This window comes from Bradyrhizobium sp. USDA 4486 (assembly GCF_054057995.1).
In genome coordinates this window covers 8,217,785-8,238,387 of the sequence record NZ_JBSRZV010000001.1, presented here as the reverse complement: position 1 = coordinate 8,238,387, position 20,603 = coordinate 8,217,785, and the positions used below count along the sequence as shown (strand labels likewise).

At 65.1% G+C, this 20,603-nt stretch carries 20 protein-coding genes and 1 pseudogene; 9 read left to right on the top strand and 12 right to left on the bottom strand.

All coding sequences use genetic code 11. The features are described from left to right. Positions 1–86 precede the first annotated feature (86 nt). Positions 87–410, top strand: coding sequence for a hypothetical protein (locus tag ACVWY3_RS38880; RefSeq protein ID WP_456843173.1), 324 nt, complete (start codon positions 87–89; stop codon positions 408–410). Positions 411–632: 222 nt separating this feature from the next. After that, entirely contained in the window at positions 633–917 is a 285-nt protein-coding gene (locus tag ACVWY3_RS38875) for a hypothetical protein (RefSeq protein WP_456843172.1), read from the top strand. 86 nt (positions 918–1,003) lie between these two features. Here the strand turns inward: ACVWY3_RS38875 and ACVWY3_RS38870 are convergent, their stop codons facing one another. Together ACVWY3_RS38870 and ettA are read right to left on the bottom strand one after the other, a co-directional pair. Next, the gene (locus ACVWY3_RS38870) at positions 1,004–2,230 is read right to left on the bottom strand and encodes a lytic murein transglycosylase (protein ID WP_456843171.1); all 1,227 of its coding nucleotides are present in this window, start codon (positions 2,228–2,230) and stop codon (positions 1,004–1,006) included. 7 nt (positions 2,231–2,237) lie between these two features. Then, a pseudogene (gene ettA / locus ACVWY3_RS38865) lies at positions 2,238–3,888 on the bottom strand (energy-dependent translational throttle protein EttA). Positions 3,889–4,121: 233 nt separating this feature from the next. Between ettA and ACVWY3_RS38860 the strand changes: the two are divergent. Then, entirely contained in the window at positions 4,122–4,337 is a 216-nt protein-coding gene (locus ACVWY3_RS38860; protein ID WP_456843170.1) for a hypothetical protein, read from the top strand. Between the two features lie 134 nt (positions 4,338–4,471). Then, positions 4,472–5,434 carry a D-2-hydroxyacid dehydrogenase family protein gene (locus ACVWY3_RS38855; RefSeq protein WP_456843169.1) on the top strand — a complete coding sequence of 321 codons (963 nt, stop codon included), beginning with the start codon at positions 4,472–4,474 and terminating at the stop codon, positions 5,432–5,434. Positions 5,435–5,437: 3 nt separating this feature from the next. Here ACVWY3_RS38855 and ACVWY3_RS38850 read toward each other — a convergent pair whose 3' ends face one another. Together ACVWY3_RS38850 and ACVWY3_RS38845 are read right to left on the bottom strand one after the other, a co-directional pair. Continuing rightward, entirely contained in the window at positions 5,438–6,406 is a 969-nt protein-coding gene (locus tag ACVWY3_RS38850; protein ID WP_456843168.1) for an NAD-dependent epimerase/dehydratase family protein, read from the bottom strand. A 147-nt stretch (positions 6,407–6,553) separates the two neighbouring features. Next, on the bottom strand, positions 6,554–7,753 hold the full coding sequence (locus ACVWY3_RS38845) for a L,D-transpeptidase family protein (RefSeq protein WP_456843167.1): 1,200 nt from the start codon (positions 7,751–7,753) through the stop codon (positions 6,554–6,556). 366 nt (positions 7,754–8,119) lie between these two features. On the opposite strand from ACVWY3_RS38845, the gene ACVWY3_RS38840 reads away from it, so the two are divergent. Next, a complete protein-coding gene (locus tag ACVWY3_RS38840; protein ID WP_456843166.1) occupies positions 8,120–8,875 on the top strand; it encodes a hypothetical protein in 756 nt (251 codons plus the stop codon). 54 nt (positions 8,876–8,929) lie between these two features. On the opposite strand, the gene sseA is transcribed toward ACVWY3_RS38840, so the two are convergent. The 3 genes from sseA to ACVWY3_RS38825 all read right to left on the bottom strand — a co-directional run bounded on the left by sseA (position 8,930) and on the right by ACVWY3_RS38825 (position 11,795). Next, a complete protein-coding gene (gene sseA / locus ACVWY3_RS38835; RefSeq protein WP_456843165.1) occupies positions 8,930–9,787 on the bottom strand; it encodes a 3-mercaptopyruvate sulfurtransferase in 858 nt (285 codons plus the stop codon). 200 nt (positions 9,788–9,987) lie between these two features. Continuing rightward, positions 9,988–10,401 carry a rhodanese-like domain-containing protein gene (locus ACVWY3_RS38830; protein ID WP_456843164.1) on the bottom strand — a complete coding sequence of 138 codons (414 nt, stop codon included), beginning with the start codon at positions 10,399–10,401 and terminating at the stop codon, positions 9,988–9,990. Positions 10,402–10,619: 218 nt separating this feature from the next. Beyond that, positions 10,620–11,795: a vWA domain-containing protein gene (locus ACVWY3_RS38825; protein ID WP_456843163.1), complete on the bottom strand. Its 1,176-nt coding sequence runs from the start codon at positions 11,793–11,795 to the stop codon at positions 10,620–10,622. A gap of 123 nt (positions 11,796–11,918) precedes the next feature. Here ACVWY3_RS38825 and ACVWY3_RS38820 point away from each other — a divergent pair, with 123 nt between their 5' ends. Next, the gene (locus ACVWY3_RS38820) at positions 11,919–12,164 is read left to right on the top strand and encodes a GlsB/YeaQ/YmgE family stress response membrane protein (protein ID WP_237865832.1); all 246 of its coding nucleotides are present in this window, start codon (positions 11,919–11,921) and stop codon (positions 12,162–12,164) included. Positions 12,165–12,269: 105 nt separating this feature from the next. Continuing rightward, positions 12,270–13,112, top strand: coding sequence for an AAA family ATPase (locus tag ACVWY3_RS38815; RefSeq protein ID WP_456843162.1), 843 nt, complete (start codon positions 12,270–12,272; stop codon positions 13,110–13,112). Positions 13,113–14,164: 1,052 nt separating this feature from the next. On the opposite strand, the gene ACVWY3_RS38810 is transcribed toward ACVWY3_RS38815, so the two are convergent. The 4 genes from ACVWY3_RS38810 to ACVWY3_RS38795 form a co-directional block, all read right to left on the bottom strand. Then, complete coding sequence (locus ACVWY3_RS38810) at positions 14,165–15,811, bottom strand: GMC family oxidoreductase (protein WP_456843161.1); 1,647 nt, start codon at positions 15,809–15,811, stop codon at positions 14,165–14,167. Positions 15,812–15,827: 16 nt separating this feature from the next. Then, positions 15,828–16,421: a GNAT family N-acetyltransferase gene (locus ACVWY3_RS38805; protein ID WP_456843160.1), complete on the bottom strand. Its 594-nt coding sequence runs from the start codon at positions 16,419–16,421 to the stop codon at positions 15,828–15,830. 116 nt (positions 16,422–16,537) lie between these two features. After that, complete coding sequence (locus tag ACVWY3_RS38800; RefSeq protein ID WP_456843159.1) at positions 16,538–17,464, bottom strand: SMP-30/gluconolactonase/LRE family protein; 927 nt, start codon at positions 17,462–17,464, stop codon at positions 16,538–16,540. A 136-nt stretch (positions 17,465–17,600) separates the two neighbouring features. Beyond that, complete coding sequence (locus ACVWY3_RS38795; RefSeq protein ID WP_456843158.1) at positions 17,601–18,434, bottom strand: GyrI-like domain-containing protein; 834 nt, start codon at positions 18,432–18,434, stop codon at positions 17,601–17,603. A 169-nt stretch (positions 18,435–18,603) separates the two neighbouring features. On the opposite strand from ACVWY3_RS38795, the gene ACVWY3_RS38790 reads away from it, so the two are divergent. After that, positions 18,604–19,707 carry a mandelate racemase/muconate lactonizing enzyme family protein gene (locus tag ACVWY3_RS38790; protein ID WP_456843157.1) on the top strand — a complete coding sequence of 368 codons (1,104 nt, stop codon included), beginning with the start codon at positions 18,604–18,606 and terminating at the stop codon, positions 19,705–19,707. Positions 19,708–19,716: 9 nt separating this feature from the next. On the opposite strand, the gene ACVWY3_RS38785 is transcribed toward ACVWY3_RS38790, so the two are convergent. Beyond that, positions 19,717–20,073 carry a hypothetical protein gene (locus ACVWY3_RS38785; protein WP_456843156.1) on the bottom strand — a complete coding sequence of 119 codons (357 nt, stop codon included), beginning with the start codon at positions 20,071–20,073 and terminating at the stop codon, positions 19,717–19,719. A gap of 182 nt (positions 20,074–20,255) precedes the next feature. On the opposite strand from ACVWY3_RS38785, the gene ACVWY3_RS38780 reads away from it, so the two are divergent. Then, positions 20,256–20,480, top strand: coding sequence for a hypothetical protein (locus ACVWY3_RS38780; RefSeq protein WP_011089440.1), 225 nt, complete (start codon positions 20,256–20,258; stop codon positions 20,478–20,480). Positions 20,481–20,603: the final 123 nt, after the last annotated feature.

Below are 20,603 nucleotides of genomic sequence, written 5' to 3'. Positions count from 1 at the left end.
ACCCCGCAAAGATACCGTTCATCGATCGTTCAAATGGAGTATGGAACTTAGATCCCAAAGAGTTCCCCGAGTTGAAAGGCAAGCCAATGAAGAAGTCGCTCCTGGCAGTTGCTGCCGTCGCCATCCTGGGCTTGACGCCCGGAACACCCGCCCATGCACAGCGCGGCGTCGCCGCAGGCGTGGCAGCCGGGATCATTGGCGGCGCCATCGTCGGCGGCGCCCTGGCGTCTCCGTATTATTACGGACCTGGGCCCGGATATTATGAACCGGGCTATTACCCGCCCCGCTACTACGCGCCAGGTCCCGGCTATGTCGCCGACGACTATTACGGCGACGGCTGTGTCTGGCAGAAGCAGCGCTTCTGGGACGGCTACGCCTGGCGCGTCCGCCGCGTCCGAGTCTGCGGCTGAGGCGGGGCCTGAGCTGCGTGTGGCCGGTTCACTACGGATGCGCCGTTCATCCTGGGGCCTGAAAAAGACCGCTTTTTCTCGTCACAGCTCCGTGTGCGTTTACCGTGGATTGACCAATTGCGCGCTTCCTAGCTGCACGGTCGATTTCATTAGAGTGTGCGTGAACCTTTGAAACCCGGACGCTCCTAACAAGGGACGTCCATCTCCAGGAGAGCCAAGAGCATGAAGAAGACTATTGTTGCCGTCCTCACGGTTGCGACGGTCGCCGGTTCGCTGGTGACCGCCGCTCCGTCCGCCAAAGCCGGTGACGGCGTCGGCGCCGGTATCGCAGCGGGCCTGATCGGCGGCGCCATCGTCGGCGGCGCCATCGCCTCGAGCCGTCCGGCCTATGGTGGGCCGGTTTACGTCGCCGAGCCCGGCCCGCCGCCCCCGCCCTGCTACTGGCAGCGTCAGCGCTATTGGGACGGCTACGGCTGGGTCGTTCGCCCGGTTCGCGTTTGCTACTGATCTGATCGCACGGCGCACATCGAGGCGCAGCGATCGAAGCCCGGCCGACACCATATCGGCCGGGCTTTTTCTTTTTGGCATGACATCTAGCGCGCCGCCTGGATCGAGCGCAGCACCTCTTCGCTCGGCCAGCAATCGACCTTCAGGCCCGCGGACTTCTGGTAAGCGCCGAGCGCAGCGCGCGTCTGCATTCCGGCCTTGCCGTCGATCTTGTCCTTGTAGAGCCCGATGCGCGTGAGCCCACGCTGCATGGTCTCGACATCCTTGGTGCGCAGCTGCTTCGAGGCGGCCCATGGTGTTGCGAACGGCAGCGGGCTCGTCATGCGGTCGCTGAGATGGCCGACGAACAGCACGTAGAGATCGGAGAAATTGTATTCCTTGATGACGAAGTAGTTCTTCGTGGTCAGGAACGACGGACCATAGATACCTTCCGGCTGGAGCAGCGACGCCGGCTGAGCTTGTTCGGCGGCGCTGAGCCTCGCGCCGCGCACCGGCACAAAGCCTTCGCGCAACCATTGGCCGATCGGCTTCGTCACCTCCGGCACGCCGATGGTGCAATCGATTTTCGCGGGCGCCTGCACCTCGTAGGCCCAACGCACGCCGCTTTGCCAGCCCTTGTTGACGAGCTGCTGCGCGGCCGAGGCCAGCGCATCCGGCACCGAGTGCCAGATGTCGATGCGGCCGTCGCCGTCGAAGTCGACGCCGTGGTTGTAGTATTCGGACGGCAGAAACTGCGTCAGCCCGGTGGCGCCGGCCCAGGATGAACGCATGTCCTTGCGCGTCACCACACCCTCGCCCAGAATTTTCAGCGAGAGGATGAACTCGTTGCGATAGGTGTCCTTGCGGCGGCCGACATAGGCCTGCGTCGCCAGGACGCGGACGAGATCGTAAGGCAGCGTGTAGCGGCCGTAATCAGTCTCGCGACCCCAGATCGCGAGCATGACGGTCGCCGGCACGCCGGACTTTTTCTCGATCTCGGTCAGTTGCGGACGATATTTCTGCAGCAGCCGCTGCCCCTCGCCGGCAAGCCGCGCGATCGAAGCTTCTTTCACGTAGTCGGCGGGCACCTGCACGAACTCGGCCTGCGACGGCGCGCCGGTCGCGGGCCGGCCCGGCAGGATCAGATCCGGCAGCTTGTAGTCAGGCTCGAGCCCGCGCGTCTGTTCATCGAACGTTGCGCGCGAGACGCCGGCGGCCTGCGCCTCCGGCCACAGCGAAGCGATGAACTGCGTGAACGCGGCGTCGGCAGCGCGGGCGGACGACCAGGTGCAGGTGACCATGATCACCGCAGCGATGAGCGCCCGACGCATCATGCCGAAATCACCGCGTCAGCTTCTTGTACTTCACGCGATGCGGGATGATGCTGTCCTGGCCGAGCCGGCGCATCTTGTCCTTCTCGTAATCCTGGAAGTTGCCTTCGAACCATTCGACATGGCTGTCGCCTTCGAAGGCCAGGATATGGGTCGCGATACGGTCGAGGAACCAGCGATCGTGGCTGATGATGACGGCGCAGCCGGCAAAGTCCTCCAGCGCCTCTTCGAGCGCGCGGAGCGTATCGACGTCGAGATCGTTGGTCGGCTCGTCGAGCAGCAGCACGTTCGCGCCGGACTTCAGCATCTTGGCGAGATGGACGCGGTTGCGTTCACCGCCGGAGAGCGCGCCGACCTTCTTCTGCTGGTCGGCGCCCTTGAAGTTGAACGCCGAGCAATAGCCGCGCGAGTTGACTTCCTTCTTGCCGAGCAGGATCAGCTCGTTGCCGCCGGAGATTTCCTCCCACACCGTCTTGTTGCCGTCGAGCGCGTCGCGCGATTGGTCGACATAGCCGAGATGCACGGTCTCGCCGATCGTGATCGTGCCCTTGTCCGGCGTTTTCCTGCTTGGTGATCATCTTGAACAGCGTGGTCTTGCCGGCGCCGTTGGCACCGATCACGCCGACGATGCCGCCGGGCGGCAGCTTGAAGGTGAGATCGTCGATCAACAGGCGATCGCCATATCCTTTGCTGAGACCTTCGAAGTCGACCACGTTGGCGCCGAGCCGCTCGGCGACCGGGATGATGATCTGCGCGGTCTGGGTCTGCTTCTCGCTCGCCTGCTTGAGCAGCTCCTCATAGCGCTGGTAGCGCGCCTTCGACTTCGCCTGGCGCGCCTTGGGTGAGGATGCGACCCACTCCTGCTCGCGGGCCAGCGTCTTCTGGTGCGCGGCCTCTTCACGGCCTTCCTGCTCCAGGCGCTTCTGCTTCTGCACCAGCCAGGACGAATAATTGCCCTCATAGGGGATGCCGCGGCCGCGATCGAGCTCGAGGATCCAGCCGGTGACGTTGTCGAGGAAGTAGCGGTCGTGGGTGACGATCAGGATCGCGCCCGGATAGTTGCGCAAATGACCTTCAAGCCAGGACACCGACTCAGCGTCGAGATGGTTGGTCGGCTCGTCCAGCAGCAGCAGTTCGGGCTGATCGAGCAAAAGGCGGCACAGCGCGACGCGGCGGCGCTCACCGCCCGAGAGTTTCGTGACGTCGGCATCGTCGGGCGGACAGCGCAGCGCGTCCATGGCCTGGTCGACCTTGCTGTCGAGATCCCAGAGGCCCTGGGCTTCGATCTCGTCCTGGAGCTTGGTCATCTCGTCCGCGGTTTCGTCCGAGTAGTTGACCGCCAGCTCGTTGTAGCGGTCGAGAATCGCCTTCTGCTTGGCGACGCCCTGCATGACGTTCTCGCGCACGGTGAGCTTGGGATCGAGCTGCGGCTCTTGCTCGAGATAGCCGACGCGGGCGCCCTCGGCGACCCAGGCCTCGCCGGTATATTCCTTGTCGAGGCCGGCCATGATCTTGAGCAGCGTCGACTTACCCGAGCCGTTGACGCCGAGCACGCCGATCTTGGCGTCCGGGTAGAAGCTCAGATGGATGTTATCGAGCACCTTCCGGGTCGGGTAGCTCTTGGTCAGGCCCTGCATGAAATAGATGAACTGGCGCGCCATCGGTCCCGTGAAACCTTCGATTTGAGGAAATTTGCTTGCCGCCGATGTAACGATCCCGCCCCGAAAGGGCAATGTTTTCCCTCCGTTCACCACGGATGAATACGGGACGGACACCATGCGGACCTGGATCCGGACAATTGAAACCTTTTTTTAATAAAGCGGGCCAAAGCTCGGTTTCGCGCGGCAACAGCGCCACCCGCTCAGAATGAACGGGAGAACAGCGAGACAGCGTCATGGCCCTGATCGAGACCCATTCTGTTCCTGTTCCGGCAGAAGCCAGGCACGTCTCCGGCGTCGTCTCGGAGATCAAGGGCTTCTGGAAGCGCTTCTTCGCCACCGCCTTCAATCCTTACCGGCCCGAGCTGCACTACATGCGCGGCCCCGGCCCCGCCTGGCGCGCCAAGCATGGCATGGATGCGCCGATCCGGCTGAAGCCTCGCGACCTCTAAGCGGCTCGCCTCCTATCGCATTTTTGAAGACGCAAGCTGCTTGCGCGCGAGGCTGATTGCGCGCAACCATGGCCCGGTTCCGACGATGGCGCCCATTGCCCAGCGCCGTCCCCTCTCGCCATGGATGACCGCCGATGAGCCGGCTGCGCTGCGCAATTCTCGACGACTATTTCAACCTCGCCCTCGACGTCGCCGAATGGCAGAAGCTGTCGGATCGCGTCGACGTTACCGCGTTCAGCCATCCCTTCGTCTCGGAGCAGGCTGCAGCCAGCGCGCTCGCGGACTTCGAGATTATTTGCGCGATGCGCGAGCGCACCGCGTTCCCGAAAAGCCTGTTCGACAGCCTGCCGAAGCTGAAGCTGCTGCTCACCTCGGGTATGCGCAATGCCGCGATCGACATGGACGCCGCGAAAGCGCGCGGCGTGGCCATCGGCGGCACGCAATATTCGCGCGATCCGACCGCGCCGCTCGCGATGGGCCTGATCCTGGAGCTGACCCGCGGCATCGGCCGCGAGAATGCGCGAATGCATGCAGGTGAGCCCTGGCAGACATTTGTCGGCGTCGAGATCGAGGGGATGACGCTCGGCATCGTCGGGCTCGGCAAGCTCGGCAGCAAGATGGCGGGGATTGCGAAGGCGTTCGGCATGAACGTGATCGCCTGGAGCCCGAACCTGACGCCGGAGAAGTGCGCGGCAGCCGGCGTCGGTTACGCCACCAAGGAGGAGCTGTTCACCAAGGCCGATATCGTCACCATCCATGTGGTGCTGAGCGAGCGCTCGCGCGGCCTCGTCGGCCGCGCCGATCTCGCACGGATGAAGCCGACCGCCTTTCTCGTCAACACCGCGCGGGGACCCATCGTCGATGAGGCCGCGCTGCTCGAGGCCTTGCAGCAGAAGAAGATCGCAGGCGCCGGCCTCGACGTCTTCTCTGTCGAGCCGCTCCCGGTCGACCACCCCTTCCGCAAGCTCGACAATCTCGTGCTGACGCCGCATCTCGGCTACGCGACGGAGGACGGTTTGCGCATTCATTACGGTCAGATGGTCGAGGCGATCGACGTCTTCACCAAGGGCGGGGAGTTGCCGCGCAAGCTCGCCTGATCCTCAGGCCGCCGAGCGCTGGCTGATCGACTGTCTCGCCGCATCGGCAAAGCCGTCGCGCCAGGAGGGATGCGCCAGCAGCCAGCCGAGTTCGTCCTTTGCCTTGCGGTTGGACGCGCCTCGCACCTCAGTCATCATCGCAACCATGTGTTCGCCGGCCAGCAGGCGCCCGAGCCAAGCCGGAATATGGAGCGGTGGCTTGGCACCGAGCAGTTCGGCCAGCGTCGGCAACCAATCCCTGACCTGTGCCGGATGATCGTCGACGATGTTATAGATGCTGCCAGCGCGTCCGCGTTCGATCGCGGCAAGCGTGGCAGAGGCGGCATCCTCGGTGTGAATGAACGACCATGTGCCGCCGCCATCGCCGATCACGGGAACACGCCGGTGGCGGAGCTGGTCGGTCATCGCCGGCGAGAGCGTGCCCGTGCCGGGTCCATAGAAGAATCCGTAGCGCAGCACGATACCCTCGGGCGTCGTTGACGCGGTGACGGTGCGCTCCAGATACTGGATTGCCTCGAGCGTGCGTCGCAGTTCCTGCGGCGGATGCGGGTCGAGTTCATCGGACTCGGTCTTCACCGTCCCACCCGTGCGGCTGAACGTCCAACCGCAGAAGCTCTGCGCAATGAAACGCTTGGCGCCGGCATCGCGGGCGGCGGCGAGCAGGATGTCGACTCCGTGGGTGCGAAGCTGATTGGTTCGCGCGAACGCCCGGTCGAAATGGCGAAGGTCGGTGGCGGCCGCGAGATCCGTCATCTGGTGGACGACCACGTCAGGTTTTGCCGCAGCGACGGCAGCGCGCATGCCGTCCGCATCGAGGCCGTCCGCGACGACAGGTTCCGCACCCAGTCGACGCACGAGGTCTGCCTTTGCCGCACTGCGTGTCGACCCGACCACGGAGTGACCCGCATCGAGCAACGCCGGAACAAGGTAATGACCGATCGCACCGGTCGCGCCCGCAACAAAAATGCGCATCGTGTGCTCCTCGAATTCGTTGCAATCCCTTGCGGACGTAGTCGAGGAGTGAAGCCGTTCAAGTGGGCAATGCGCGATGCGTCAAATGACTGCGGCGCGTGGCCGAAGGACACGCGCCGCAGTCACGTCAATTCTTGCCGGCGAAAATCAACGCACGGTGACCGGCGCGGGCAGCGGGGGCACCACGGTCGGCTGCGTGCCCGGAACAGGACCGGCCTGGGCGGCCATCGGCGCCGGGCCGGGCGCAGGCGCGGCCGATGCGGTCGTCGTACCTGCCGGCGGATTGCCCGGCAGCACCACCACGCGGGTGCCGACCTTGACGCGATCGAACAGGTCGGAGACGTCCTCGTTCAGCATGCCGATACAACCCGACGAGACGAACTTGCCGATCGTCGAGGGCTGGTTGGTGCCGTGGATGCGGTAGACGGTCGAGCCGAGATACATCGCGCGGGCGCCGAGCGGGTTGCCGGGGCCGCCGGCCATGAAGCGTGGCAGATAGGGCTGGCGCTCGATCATTTCCGTCGGCGGATGCCAATCAGGCCACTCCGCCTTGCGGGTGATCTTCTGTACGCCGGTCCAGGTGAAGCCGTCGCGGCCGACGCGGACGCCGTAGCGGATCGCACGGCCATTGCCCAGCACATAATAGAGGTAGGTGTTGGGCGTATCGACCACGAGCGTGCCGGCCGGCTCCTTGGTCTGGAACGCGACCTCCTGGCGGCGCAGGTTCGGTGCGAGCTGCGCCGGCGCAGCATCGGGCTGCTCCTCCGGCGGCAGCGAAGCGATCGTCATCGGCCGGCCATCGGCGCCGACAGGCGGCTGGCCGGCCTGAACCGTTCCGGTCGCGGCGGGGCCGCCAACGGCCTCGGGCGGACGCAGGCCATCATTGGCGGGCGCGTGGGCCGGGCGATCGGCATAGATCACCGGTGGCGGGCCGGCAGGACGGCCGTAGCGCGGATCGTCGGGCGACATCACCGGGCCCTGCGGCTGTGCCGCTGAATACGCCGGGGCGCCGGCCGGGCGGCCATAACGCGGATCGTCGGGCGACATCACCGGCCCCTGCGGCTGCGCGGCTGAATACGCCGGCGCGCCAGCCGGGCGCCCGTAGCGCGGATCATCCGGCGACATGATCGGACCGCTGGGACCCGGCGGCGGCAGCGAGGCCTGCGGCATGACGTCGTCGTCATCGTCCAGCGCGTCGAAATTCGGGGTGCGGTCGCCGGGCCGATATTCGGCCGGCGCGCCATAGCTCGGCGCCTGCTGGACCGGATAGCTCTGAGCCTGCACGAGCGAGGTTCCCGCCGCAGCGACTGTTGCGGCAGCGCATATCGTCAGAAAGTGTTTGATCATCATCGCTCTTGTATAGCCCCCGGGCCCCGTCCGAGCCGTCAACGGCCAGATGACCGAAGATCGCGGCACATTCAAGACATATCAGGGTTATTTGCGCCGGATTTGCCGATTTGTGATCCGCAAGCCGACCGTTGCCCCGTTGCATCACGGGGCGGAAATCGCCTCACCCCGTCAATTGCCGGAGTCTTCCGCCCCGAATTTTAGGGAACGGCGCGGAGGCGTTGCGATATGGTCGAATCAGCCTGATTCGCCACCGCTTTGAGCTCCGATCCCGCGTGGCGAACGCGGCAATCAGTACCGTCACCGCGTTCAGATGGCTCATGGGCCCCGGCACCGCCGTCGGGGCGGAAATTCGCAACCCGTCCGATGCTTCCCGGCTTTCGCTTCCTGCTTGCCGCGATCCTGCTGTCAACCTCCATCCTGGTGCTCGGCCTAGGCGCCGCCGCGCTGCTGCGGGCGACCCATGAGCAATATGTCAGCAACCCCTCCTGGCGGAACGGCCCGCAGGAGAAGGTGTTCGCGCAAGCCTCCGAGCCCGCGCAGCCGGTGCTCGCGGTTTTGCGGGCCGAGCCGGAGCTGCCCGCCGAGACCACGCCATCGCTCCGCGACCAGGTGCCGAGCATCGCTCTGCCCATGAGCGAGCCCGAACAGGTTGCCGCGCTGACGACCGCGCCCGACGTTCAGCCTGAGGCCGCCGCGCCCCTGGCTGAAGTGCCGGCGATCGAGCCAGCCAAGCCCGAACCGACCGTGGCGGCCGCAACGCCGGCTTCCACCGACACGCTGACCCCCGCCGACACCACGGCCGCGATCCCCGAGGCCCAGCCTGCCGCGACCGTCAGCGAGCCGGCACCGGCTGACGCCGCCCTCGCAGCCTCGGCCATCGATGTCGCCTCCACAAGGCTCGCCGCGCTGAACGCCGCCGCGGCCACGAACGACGCGCCGGCGAAGGCCAAGGCCGACAGCAGCAAGTCGGACGGCAAGGCAACCAAGCGCAAGGCAAAGGCCAAGAAGCGCCACCGCGTGGTCCGGCGTCCGCCGCCTCAGCAGTTGCAGCAGCAGCTCGATCCGTTCCGTCAGCAGCAGCCGGCTTTCGCAACAACGACGACCGCACGCACGCGGTGATTTCTTCGCCTCTCCCCCGCAAGCGGGGCGAGGGAGCGTACCGTCATTGCGGCGTTACGCCGGCCCGGTCGCGATCGGCGGGCCGTTTTCCTGACCCCATTCCGACCATGAGCCGTCGTACAGCGCGGTGTCGGTGATCCCCAGGCGATAGAGCGCGAGCGTGAGCACGCCGGCGGAGACGCCGGAGCCGCAGCTCGTTACGATCGGCGCATCGAGCTTGACGCCGGCATTCGTGAAGGCGGCGCGCAGATCCTCGAGCGGCTTCATCTCGCCGGTCGCGGCATCGAACAGCTGGTTGTAAGGCACGTTGCGCGCGCCGGGGATGTGGCCGGAGCGGATGCCCGCGCGCGGCTCGGGCGCGCGGCCCTCGAAGCGGTCGGCGGCGCGTGCATCGATCACCTGCTCGGCGCGGCTTTCGACGTTGGCGACCAATTGCTGCATGCTGCGCACGCGCTTTGGATCGTAGCTCGCCTTGAAGGTTGCGGGCTTCGGCTTCACCTCGCCGCTCTCGACGGGACGCCCCTCGGCGCGCCACTTCTTCAGCCCGCCATTGAGGATGCGCACATTATTGTGGCCGAAGGCGAGGAACATCCACCAGGCGCGGGGCGCGGCAACCCAGCCGCCGGCATCGTAGAGCACGACGGTGTCGCTATTTCCGATGCCGAGATTGCCGACGTCTCGGCCGAACTGCTCGGCGCTCGGATACATGTGCGGCAGCGGATTGGAATGGTCCGACACCGCATCGACGTCGAAGAAGACAGCCCCGGGCAGATGCGCGGCGAGATAGTCGTCCTTCGGCAGCGGCAGCACGCCCGGCAATTTGAAGCTGGCGTCGAGGATCCTGACGTCGGCGTCGCTGATGTGAGCGGCGAGCCATTCGGTGGAGACGAGGGGGTCGGTGGCGGTGGTCATTGGCTTTTCCTTGTCATTCCGGGCGCGCAGCGCGAGTGAGATTGAAGCAGCGCGCGTCAAACTCTGCGTCATCGTCCGGCTTGTCCGGGCGATCCAGTATTCCAGAGACGGTTGTGGTTGAGCCGAGAGGCCGCGGCGTACTGGATTCCCCGCTTTCGCGGGGAATGACAGCGGAGATCGGAGCGGCAGCGAAGCACCGCTCACCCCTTCTTCTTCGGCTCCCACGGCTCCGTCGGCCCGCCGGCATCGCGCCAGGCGGCGTAGCCGCCGGCGATGTGGGCGACGGGCTTTAAGCCCATGTCCTGTGCGGTCTTGGCGGCGAGCGCGGAACGCAAGCCACCGGCGCAGTGGAAGACGAACTTCTTGTCCTCCTGGAAGATCGGCTTCGCATAGGGGCTCTGCGGATCGATCCAGAATTCGAGCATGCCGCGCGTGCAGGCGAACGCGCCGGGAATGCGGCCGTCGCGCTCGATCTCGCGCGGATCGCGGATGTCGACGATGACGACGTCGCCATTCTTGGAGATCTCGATGGCGTCCTTGGCGGTGAGCGTCTCGATCTCGGCATTGGCCTCGTCGATCAGTGCCTTGATCCCGCGGGTGATGTTTTGGGGCATGTGGTTCTCCCTCTTGTTACGTCGCCATTCCGGACGAGCTGCCGGAGGTGGAGGTTACCTCTCCCGCTTGCGGGAGAGGTCGCGGAGCGAAGCGACGCGGGTGAGGGCTCTCTCCTCTAGGGAGCGTCGCTTGTGGAGAGACCCTCTCCCCGACCCTCCCCCGCAAGCGGGGGAGGGAGCGCAGTCCCGTCGCCGACAGAGCCGGACCTAAGTGTGCATCAGTGCGTCAATTCCTTCATCGCACTCTCCAGCCCCTCGATCGTGATCGGGTACATGCGGCCGGCGAAGATGCGCTTGATGATGGTGGTCGATTCCGAATAGTCCCAGTGCTTCTGCTGCACCGGGTTCAGCCACACCGCGTGCGGATAGGTGCGGATGATGCGGTCGAGCCAGACCGAGCCCGGCTCCTCGTTGACGTGCTCGACCGAGCCGCCGGGCACCATGATCTCGTAAGGCGACATCGAGGCATCTCCGACGAACACGACCTTGTAGTCGTGCGGGTATTTGTGCAGCACGTCCCAGGTCGGCGTGCGGTCGGTGAAGCGGCGCTTGTTCTGCTTCCACACGCCCTCATAGAGGCAGTTGTGGAAGTAGAAATACTCCATGTGCTTGAACTCGCTCTTTGCCGCCGAGAACAGCTCCTCGACCTGCTCGATATGGGCATCCATCGAGCCGCCGATATCGAAGAACACCAGGAGCTTCACCGCGTTGCGCCGCTCGGGACGCATGTGCACGTCGAGATAGCCGTGATTGGCGGTCTCGCGAATGGTGGTGTCGAGATCGAGCTCGTCGGGCGCACCGGTGCGGGCGAATTTGCGCAGGCGCCGCAGCGCCACCTTGATGTTGCGGATGCCGAGCTCGACATTGCCGTCGAGGTCCTTGAACTCGCGCTTGTCCCACACCTTCACCGCGCGGTTGTTGCGGTTCTTTTCCTGGCCGATGCGTACGCCTTCAGGGTTATAGCCGTGGGCGCCGAACGGCGAGGTGCCTGCCGTGCCGATCCACTTGGAGCCGCCCTGGTGACGGCCCTTCTGCTCCTCGAGGCGCTTCTTCAAGGTCTCCATGAGCTTGTCCCAGCCCATGGCCTCGATCTGCTTCTTCTCTTCTTCCGTCAGATACTTCTCGGCGAGCTTCTTCAGCCACTCCTCGGGGATCTCCGCCTTCTCCATGGCGTCGAGCAGGCTTTCCAGCCCCTTGAAGACCGTGCCGAAGACGCGATCGAACTTGTCGAGGTTGCGCTCGTCCTTCACCAGGGAGGCGCGCGACAGATAGTAGAAATTCTCGACCGTGTAGTCCGCGAGGTCAGCGTCGAGCGCCTCCATCAGCGTGAGGTATTCGCGCAGCGTCACGGGGACCTGCGCGTCGCGCAGAGAGGTGAAGAATTGCAGGAACATGGGTGACAGATTGCCCGTCAGGTAGCGAACGTCAAGGGGCGCAGCCTGCCGCCGAGGTCTGGACCGAGGAGCTTTTTGCTCTAGAATTGGACGTGATGAGCCTTGGTTTTGGGGGCATTTGCCATGGGAATTCTCGCAGCACTGATCATCGGCGCGATCGCCGGCTGGCTTGCCGGCAAGATTGTCCACGGGGCGGGATTTGGCCTGATCGGAAACATCGTGGTCGGCATCATCGGCGCGCTGGTCGCAAGTTGGGTGCTGCCGCAGCTTCACATCGAGCTCGCCACCGGCACGATCGGCGCCATCGTCGATGCCACGATCGGGGCAGTGATTGTGCTGGTGATCCTTTCGCTGATAAGACGGGCCTGAAAGCCTGACCGAACCAGGAACGGCCGCCGCGTGCGGCCGTTCCCATGTCGCGACCGGGGCCATGAAATTGGCCATGTCCCGGCCGACGACCAACAAGGACGCGCAATGAAATTTTCCGGCACCAAGGACTATGTTGCGACCGACGATCTCAAGGTCGCCGTCAACGCCTCGATCGTGCTCGAGCGCCCGCTGCTGGTGAAGGGCGAGCCCGGCACCGGCAAGACCGTGCTGGCGGAGGAAGTGGCGAAAGCGCTGAACGCGCCGCTGCTCACCTGGCACATCAAGTCCACCACCAAGGCGCAGCAGGGCCTCTACGAATACGACGCGGTGTCGCGCCTGCGCGACAGCCAGCTCGGCGATGCCCGCGTGTCCGACATCAGGAACTACATCAAGCGCGGCAAGCTGTGGGAAGCCTTCACCAGCGAGCAGCGCCCGGTGCTGCTGATCGACGAGATCGACAAGGCCGACATCGAATTCCCCAACGATTTGCTGCTCGAGCTCGACCGCATGGAATTCCACGTCTACGAGACCGGCGAGACGATCAAGGCCAAGCAGCGCCCGATCATGATGATCACCTCCAACAACGAGAAGGAGCTGCCGGACGCCTTCCTGCGCCGCTGCTTCTTCCACTACATCAAATTCCCCGACGCCGACACGATGAGCCGCATCGTCGACGTCCACTTCCCCGGCATCAAGAAGCGCCTGGTCGAGGAAGCCTTGCGCATCTTCTTCGAGGTGCGCGAAGTGCCGGGGTTGAAGAAGAAGCCATCGACCTCCGAGCTGCTCGACTGGCTCAAGCTGCTGCTCAACGAGGACATGAGCGCCGAGCAACTGCGCGAACGCGATCCGCGCAAACTGATCCCGCCGCTGCACGGCGCACTGCTGAAGAACGAGCAGGATGTGCATCTGTTCGAGCGGCTGGCGTTTTTGAGCCGAAGGGAAGTGTAGGCCGCTCATGTCCCGGACGCGCTGCAGCGTGAAACGCTGCTGCGCAGAGCCGACCCAGGGGCCACACGGTGCGATACAGCGACATGAGCCCCGGCTCTGCAGCGCACCGCAACGGCGCTGCGCTGCGTCCGGGGCACGAGAGTGGAATGTGACGCACACGCTCTCTCCACGTCATTGCGAGCACAGCGACTTCGTCGCGAGGGCTCCTCGCAATGACGGAGCAAGCGGCATCGCGACCGTTCTCCAACTCGCACCAGAATCACAGACACACCTTCGCGGCCTCGCGGCGCATCACGCCCGAGCTTTGCTTCATCTCTCGCTCCCTCTGCAAACAGGAGGGCGCAGGAAAGGCCGGGTGCCGGCGGCACCCGCGGTCTGCTGTGCGCGTGGAGCGCAAAAGAGACCACACAACAGCATACAGGTGAAGCCGAACACACGGCCTTCCCTGCGCAGTGGTCGGACGGCTTATGCCGTGCTCTCCCGGGAGCCGAATTCCCTCTGGCCTCCCTCACCCTCACAGAAGTCGCCGGCAGCGCGCCGGTTGACGCGACTGCCGCATCCGCAAGAGCTTGACCGTAGCAACGACGGCCAGGACCACACGGTTTTGCCGTACGCGTTCAGCGCCGCTCGTCCGCACGAAGCCTCGGGCTCACGGAGAGCAATCCGCCCTGCCCCTGACATCTCGCACACGACGCTGCCGCGTCCACCGCAACCCGGCCCGCGTTTCGAACGACTCGCGAACCGCCCCTCTTCGTCGGGCCGGGCTGCCGCATTTTATGCTTCAATTCCGAATTTCGGTAAAGCGGAATATTTTTGCGGGAAGGGGTTGACGGGGTGCGGGGTGTTTTGCCCGACGGGACCACGGCTCGGCACACTCTCGTGTCCCGGACGCGCTGCAGCGTGCAACGCTGCTGCGCAGAGCCGGACCCAGAGGCGACATGGTACAATGCGGTGACATGGGCCCCGGCTCTGCAGCGCACCACGCCGCGAAGAGGCGGCACGCTGCGCTGCGTCCGGGGCACGCGAGCGCAAGGTACCGGCCGACTTTGGCCTCACGCCACCGCGGTGTCCGGAATCCTTGCGGCTTCCATCGGTTGCTTGCCCCGGATCAAATCCGAGGCGCGGTCGGCGATCATCATCGTCGACGCGTTCAAATTGGCCGAGATCATCCGCGGCATCACCGAGGCGTCGATGACGCGAAGGCCTTCGAGGCCATGGACGCGGAGGTGGTCGTCGACGACGGCCCAGGTCGAGTCCGCCGGGCCCATGCGGCAGGTGCAGCCGGGGTGGAAGGTGGTGGTGCCGCGCTGGGTGGCGGCTGCTAAGAATTCGTCGTCGGTGTTGACGTTGGGGCCGGGGAAATCCTCATAGGCGTAATAGGGCGAGAGCGGCGCGGACTTCAAAAGGCGACGCGCGAGCTTCATGCCGGCAACGATGACGCGGCGGTCGAGCTCGGCGTCGAGATAGTTGGTCTGGATGATCGGCGGCGCGAACGGATCGTTGGAGCGGATGCGGACATAGCCGCGGCTCTCCGGGCGCTGCTGCCAGGAGGCCACGGTCATGCCGGGCTCGTCCTCGAGCTGGCCCTGCACGCCCTCCTTGTAGGACGCCGGCGTGAAGGTGAGCTGGAGGTCGGAGCTCTCCGCGCTCTCGCCGGAGTGCCAGAAGCAATAGACCATGGTCGGCGAGAGCGACAGCAGGCCGCGGCGCGCGGTGGCCCATTTCATCGCCTCGACCCAGAGACGCCAGCCGCGACGGAGCTCGTTGATGGTCTTGATATCCTTGACTCGCGCCACCGTGCGCGGGGCGTAATGGTCCTGCAGGCCCTCGCCGACCGGAAGCGCGTGACGTACCGCGATGCCGTGCTGCTGCAACAGATCAGGCGAGCCTATCCCGGAGAGCTGCAGGAGCTGCGGCGAATTGTACGTGCCGCCGGAAAGGATCACTTCCTTGTTGGCACGCACTTCCACCGGCTGGCCGCCGCGGCCACCCTTGCTGTAGCGCACGCCGACGGCGCGCTTGCCTTCGAAGACGATCTCGGTCGCGTGCGCATGCGTATGCACATGCACATTGGGCCGCTTCATCGCGGGCCTAAGGAACGCGGTCGCGGCGGAGACGCGCAGGCCGTTGTTGATGGTGCGCTGGCAGTAGGAAACGCCTTCCTGGGTCTTGCCGTTGTAGTCGGGGTTGCGGGGAATGCCGAGCGAGACCGCGCCTTCCATGAAGGCCTCGCAGAGCGGATCGCGCCAGTCCATGGTGGTGACCGTGAGGCTGCCCTCGCGGCCGCGATAGAGCGCCTCGCCCTCGCCGACCCGCCTCTCCAGCCGGCGGAAGTAAGGCAGCACGTCGGCATAGCCCCAGCCGCGATTGCCCATCTGCGCCCAGGTGTCGAAATCCATGCGCTGGCCGCGATTGTAGATGTGGCCGTTGATCGAGGACGAGCCGCCGAGCGTCTTGCCGCGCGGCGCATAGATGCTGCGGCCGCCGGTGTAAGGGCCGGGCTCCTGCTGGTAGGCCCAGTTGATGCTCTTCATGTGGAAGGTCTTGATGAAGCCGGCCGGCAGATGGATGTAGGGATGCCAGTCGGAAGGGCCCGCCTCGAGCACGCAGACGCTGACATTCGGATCTTCGCTGAGCCGGCTGGCGAGCACGCAGCCGGCAGAGCCCGCGCCGACGATCACATAGTCGAATCTATCCATGGTGCCTCGGCCGCTCCTAGCGCGGCTTTTCATTGAGTTGATAGTTCAAATGCGTTTTCACCGTCGGCCATTCGGCGGCGGTGATGCTGTAGACCACGGTGTCGCGCAGCGTGCCGTTCGGCGCCACCTGGTGGCTGCGCAAAATGCCGTCCTGCTTGGCGCCGAGACGCTCGATGGCGCGGCGGCTCTGGTGGTTGAAGAAATGCGTGCGGAACTCGACCGCAATGCAGCTCAGTGCCTCGAAGGCGTGGGTGAGCAGCAGCAGCTTGCATTGGGTGTTGAGCGGGCCACGCTGCGCGCTCTTCGCGTACCAGGTCGAGCCGATCTCGACGCGTCGGTTGGCGGCATCGATGTTCATGTAGGTGGTCTGGCCGACGATCCTGCCGGCGGCATCGAACACAGTGAAGGGCAGCATCGAGCCCGCGGCCTGGAGACCGAGACGGCGGTCGATCTCCTTGGCGACGTTCTCCGGCGTCGGGATCGCGGTGTACCAGATCGTGTAGAGTTCGCCGTCCTTCACGGCCTCCATCAGCCCTTCGCGATGCGCGTGCGACAGCGGCTCGAGACGGGCGTGCTGTCCACGCAGGGTGATGGGATCAGGCCAGGGCATTGAAACTTTCTCCTACGTCATTCCGGGATGGTCCGAAGGACCAGACCCGGAATCTCGAGATTCCGGGCTCGATGCTTCGCATCGCCCCGGAATGACGATTGCGCAAGGCGCAATCGTCATTTATTCAAAAAGTTCAACGGCAAACCGCCGCGGGGCCAGTCCATGGCGATCAGCTCGCCTCTGCCCGACAACGTGATGTAGGCGGTCTTCAGCTCGGGGCCGCCGAAGGCGATGTTGGTGGTGACGCGGTCGCCGGTCGGGACCTGCTCGACCAGGGTGCCATCGGGCGCGATCACCGAGATGCAGCCGGAAACGAGCGTGGCGACGCAAACATTGCCGTTGGCTTCGACCGCGAGCGAATCGAACATCTGGTAGCCGCCGAGGCCGCAGATCGGCTTGCCCCGCTCGCCGCGATAGATCGCGTCGCGCGGCTTGAGCGTGCCGGGCGCGGACAGCTCATAGGCCCAGAGGCGGCCCGTCGGCGTCTCCGCGATATAGACCGTGTTCTCGTCTGGCGACAGCCCGATGCCGTTGGCCGGCAGCACGCCGTGCACCACCTCGACGATCTCGCTCATGCCGGGCTTGAGATAATACATGCCGCCGACATCCATCTCGCGCGCGCGGCGCTTGCCGAGATCGGAGAACCAGAGGCCCCCCTGCTTGTCGAACACAAGATCATTCGGCCCGCGCAGATCGTGCTCGCCGCATTTGGTCACGACGGTCTCGACCTTGCCGGATTGCAGGTCGACGCGCTGGATCGAGCCGCCGAGATAATCGGCAGGCTGCGGGCCCGGCATGATCATGTTGCGGGTCGGGATCCAGGAGAAGCCGCCATTGTTGCAGATGTAGATCTTGCCGTCGGGGCCGAGGGCGGCGCCGTTCGGGCCGCCCGGCACCTTGGCGACGACCTCCTTGCGGCCGTCGGGATAAATGCGCGTCAGCCGCTGGCCGCGGATCTCCACCAGCACCACCGAACCGTCCGGCATCACGACCGGCCCTTCGGGAAATTCGAGATCGGTGGCGAGAACGCGGACGTCAGACATGGGCTACCCTCCCGGCTTGCTTGTTATGGCTTGCACGGGATGTCCGGCCTCGGCCCCTCATGCAAGGTTTGCCTGAGGTTATGGCAAAGTCACCCGGGCTTGCCAAGCAAGCGGGACGGTATGCCAGCGTTGCGTGTTACTCTCGCACCGGTATCCAGATTTCGAAGCCGCCATGGCCGGTCGCGGGATCGAATTTCTCGTCATAGCGCTCGAAGTTCGGCGCGTCCGCGGCTTTCAGACCAGAGGCCGGCAGCCATTGATTCCAGATTGTATTGACGGTGCGCCGGATCGAGGCGACGTGGTCCTTGTGCGTGAACACCGCATAACGCTGCTCGGGAATGCGGATGCGACCGAAACGGCGCGGCAGGTCGGAGAAATCGGTGACCTCGACGCCGGCGATGTAGTCGAAATTGCCGGCATCATCGCCATTGCAGCAGATGCCGTAGGCGACGTTCCCGACGCGCGAGGGAATGTCGGCGACCTCCCGATTGAAGCGCTGCCACAGACCGGGGATCATGGCGCCGTTGTCGCAGGCGATGCGCTCGGCGAGACCGGCGACGAGGAAGGCTTTTGCGGTCTCGAAACGCGGCGGGGCGAGATGGTCGAGCATGGTGGAATCCATGAGGATCGGCTCCTGAAGCTTGAGGTGGCTGACACATGTCGCGGCCCGGACTGCTTCGGGCGTGGTGCCGAACTGGTCGCGGAACGCGCGGGTGAAGGCTTCGTGCGAGCCGTAATCCGCCTCCAGCGCCAGGCTGAGAATGTCCGGCGCGCCGTTCGCAAGACTGCGCGCCGCCTCCGTCAGCCGGCGTGCGCGCACGTAGCGCATCACCGGCAAGCCGGTGGCTGCGGCAAACGCGCGCACGATATGGAACCGCGACACGCCTGAGATCGCCGCGATGTCGTCGAGCGTCATCGGCTCGGCGAGATGACTCTCGATGTACCAGAGCGCGCGCTGGGCTGGGTTCATGGGTTACGGCTCTCATTCGAAGCGTGGCGATGGTGCACCGGTCACCGCTGCCCCGCTTGATCGGCATTGCTGTCCCCACATGAGGATAGTCCGGGAATAGCCACTGGCAACGTCATCGTGTTCACGGCTACACTCGTTGAAACCGCTCACCAGAAAGGGGAACCGCGTCATGGAAATCACCGATGTGCGGGCGCACCATATCCGCATCCCCTATGACGCCGGCGTCGCGAGCTTTCGCCAGGGCGCCTCCGCCATCTCCGCGCTCGACATGGTGCTGGTCGAAGTCACGACCGATGCCGGGCTGACCGGCTGGGGCGATGCCTTTGCCTATGTCTGTCCGCGCACCACGCGCAGCGCCGTCGAGGAGATGATCGCGCCGCAGGCGCGCGGGCTGAAGGTGCCCAATGCGGACGGCATCCCGGCGGCGATGGAGCAGATCCAGCGCAATCTGCATCTGTTCGGCCGCTACGGCATCACCATGTTCGCAATCTCAGGTCTCGACATCGCGCTGTGGGACCTCGCTGCGAAGATCGAGGGCGTGCCGCTGCATCGCCTGCTCGGCGAGACCAGGCGCGCGAACATTCCCGCCTATGCGAGCCTATTGCGGATCGGCTCGCCCGAGAACATCGCCGGCGAATGCAGGAAGGCGCTCGCGCTCGGCTATGGCGCCATCAAGCTGCACGAGACCACGACGCCTGCAGTCTTCGCCGCGCGCGAGGCGATCGGCCCCAACATTCCGCTGATGGTCGACATGAACTGTCCGCTCTCAGGCGAACAGGCGATCGCGTTCGCCAGGGCATGCGCGGACGCACGGCCGATGTTCCTGGAGGAGCCGGTCTGGCCGCCGGAAGACTTCGCCACGCTCGCCGACGTGCGCAGCCAGGGCGGGCTCGGCGTCGCCGCCGGCGAGAATGCCTGCACCGAATATCAATTCCGCCAGATGATGAACGCCGGCGCGGTGAGCCACGCCCAGCCGTCGGTGACGAAGGTCGGCGGCATCACGGAATTCCGCAAGGTCGCCGCAGCGGCCGACCAGTTCGGCGTCAAGATCGTCCCGCACTCTCCCTCCTTTGGCCCCGGCCTGCTGGCGACGCTGCATCTGCTGGCGACCCGCGACGACGGGCTGGTCGAGATGTTCTATCTCAAGCGCGAGGCCTGTCTCTGGGGCGGCCGCGCCGACGCCGATGCCACCGGTCATGTCGCGGTGCCGACTGGCCCCGGACTTGGTTATGAGCCCGATCGCGCGGTGATCGAACGCTATCGCTTAGCGTGATCGCGGCGGCTATTTCGCCGCATCCTTCGGCGGCGGTGCGTCCTGCTTCTTCGTCACATCCTCGGCGATCTTGCTCTGCGCGGCCTGGAGATCGCCGAGCGTCTTCTGCAAGCTGGCGAGGCTCGTCTTCAGCGCGTCGATCTGACGATTTGCCGCATCGAGCTTCTGCTGATGATCGAGGGTGAGCTTGGTGATCGTCTTCTGAAGGAAGTCGACATTGCTCTGCAGGCAGCTGGTGCGCCGCTCCATGGTCTTCTCGACGGTGCAGATCTCGATACCGGGCACGTCCTGCGCGCGGGCCGGCGCAATCGCCAGCGCGGCGAGCAGCAAGATCGCGAAACAAACGCCGGCATTTCGATGCAGCATGAAAGGTTCCTATCAAATCGATCACGTCAATGTGCGCTGTTTGCGCGCGGCCGCGGGACGCTACCACACTCGTACCGCATTCTCGCGTTGAGCTTACGTCTGTTCCCTCGGACGGGAACGATGATCCGCGCGCGGAGGAAGTGGGCGCTCTTTCGCGGCTTTGTTTAGGGGAGATTTTTCGAATGGCAACGCGCGATAGACGTCTGGCGGAATTCGACGGCGCCGGAGAACCGCCACCCGGCCTGCCGGTTGAAGTCTTGTGCGAGGACCACAGCGGAACGTATCAACTGCCCTTCGCCTGCCGCTACGTCGAGGGACGCTGGCAGAACCATGAGGCCGGTATCGCGGTGGAAGCCACCGTGATCGGCTGGCGCCTGCCACGCGTGAAGCACAGCGGCGTGGCCTGACCGGACCGCGCCTGTCTCAAAACGCAACGGGGCCGCGCTCCGTTTTAACCAACGGAACGCGGCCCGAACGAATCACGTCCGAATCAGCTGAAAGGTTCCGTACGCAGCTGTTCACGGCTAGAT

Coding starts and splice junctions, on each gene's coding strand:
- ACVWY3_RS38880 (WP_456843173.1), top strand. CDS start 87: ATGAAGAAGTCGCTCCTGGCAGTTGCTGCCGTCGCCATCCTGGGCTTG.
- ACVWY3_RS38875 (WP_456843172.1), top strand. CDS start 633: ATGAAGAAGACTATTGTTGCCGTCCTCACGGTTGCGACGGTCGCCGGT.
- ACVWY3_RS38870 (WP_456843171.1), bottom strand. CDS start 2,230: ATGATGCGTCGGGCGCTCATCGCTGCGGTGATCATGGTCACCTGCACC.
- ACVWY3_RS38860 (WP_456843170.1), top strand. CDS start 4,122: ATGGCCCTGATCGAGACCCATTCTGTTCCTGTTCCGGCAGAAGCCAGG.
- ACVWY3_RS38855 (WP_456843169.1), top strand. CDS start 4,472: ATGAGCCGGCTGCGCTGCGCAATTCTCGACGACTATTTCAACCTCGCC.
- ACVWY3_RS38850 (WP_456843168.1), bottom strand. CDS start 6,406: ATGCGCATTTTTGTTGCGGGCGCGACCGGTGCGATCGGTCATTACCTT.
- ACVWY3_RS38845 (WP_456843167.1), bottom strand. CDS start 7,753: ATGATCAAACACTTTCTGACGATATGCGCTGCCGCAACAGTCGCTGCG.
- ACVWY3_RS38840 (WP_456843166.1), top strand. CDS start 8,120: ATGCTTCCCGGCTTTCGCTTCCTGCTTGCCGCGATCCTGCTGTCAACC.
- sseA (WP_456843165.1), bottom strand. CDS start 9,787: ATGACCACCGCCACCGACCCCCTCGTCTCCACCGAATGGCTCGCCGCT.
- ACVWY3_RS38830 (WP_456843164.1), bottom strand. CDS start 10,401: ATGCCCCAAAACATCACCCGCGGGATCAAGGCACTGATCGACGAGGCC.
- ACVWY3_RS38825 (WP_456843163.1), bottom strand. CDS start 11,795: ATGTTCCTGCAATTCTTCACCTCTCTGCGCGACGCGCAGGTCCCCGTG.
- ACVWY3_RS38820 (WP_237865832.1), top strand. CDS start 11,919: ATGGGAATTCTCGCAGCACTGATCATCGGCGCGATCGCCGGCTGGCTT.
- ACVWY3_RS38815 (WP_456843162.1), top strand. CDS start 12,270: ATGAAATTTTCCGGCACCAAGGACTATGTTGCGACCGACGATCTCAAG.
- ACVWY3_RS38810 (WP_456843161.1), bottom strand. CDS start 15,811: ATGGATAGATTCGACTATGTGATCGTCGGCGCGGGCTCTGCCGGCTGC.
- ACVWY3_RS38805 (WP_456843160.1), bottom strand. CDS start 16,421: ATGCCCTGGCCTGATCCCATCACCCTGCGTGGACAGCACGCCCGTCTC.
- ACVWY3_RS38800 (WP_456843159.1), bottom strand. CDS start 17,464: ATGTCTGACGTCCGCGTTCTCGCCACCGATCTCGAATTTCCCGAAGGG.
- ACVWY3_RS38795 (WP_456843158.1), bottom strand. CDS start 18,434: ATGAACCCAGCCCAGCGCGCGCTCTGGTACATCGAGAGTCATCTCGCC.
- ACVWY3_RS38790 (WP_456843157.1), top strand. CDS start 18,604: ATGGAAATCACCGATGTGCGGGCGCACCATATCCGCATCCCCTATGAC.
- ACVWY3_RS38785 (WP_456843156.1), bottom strand. CDS start 20,073: ATGCTGCATCGAAATGCCGGCGTTTGTTTCGCGATCTTGCTGCTCGCC.
- ACVWY3_RS38780 (WP_011089440.1), top strand. CDS start 20,256: ATGGCAACGCGCGATAGACGTCTGGCGGAATTCGACGGCGCCGGAGAA.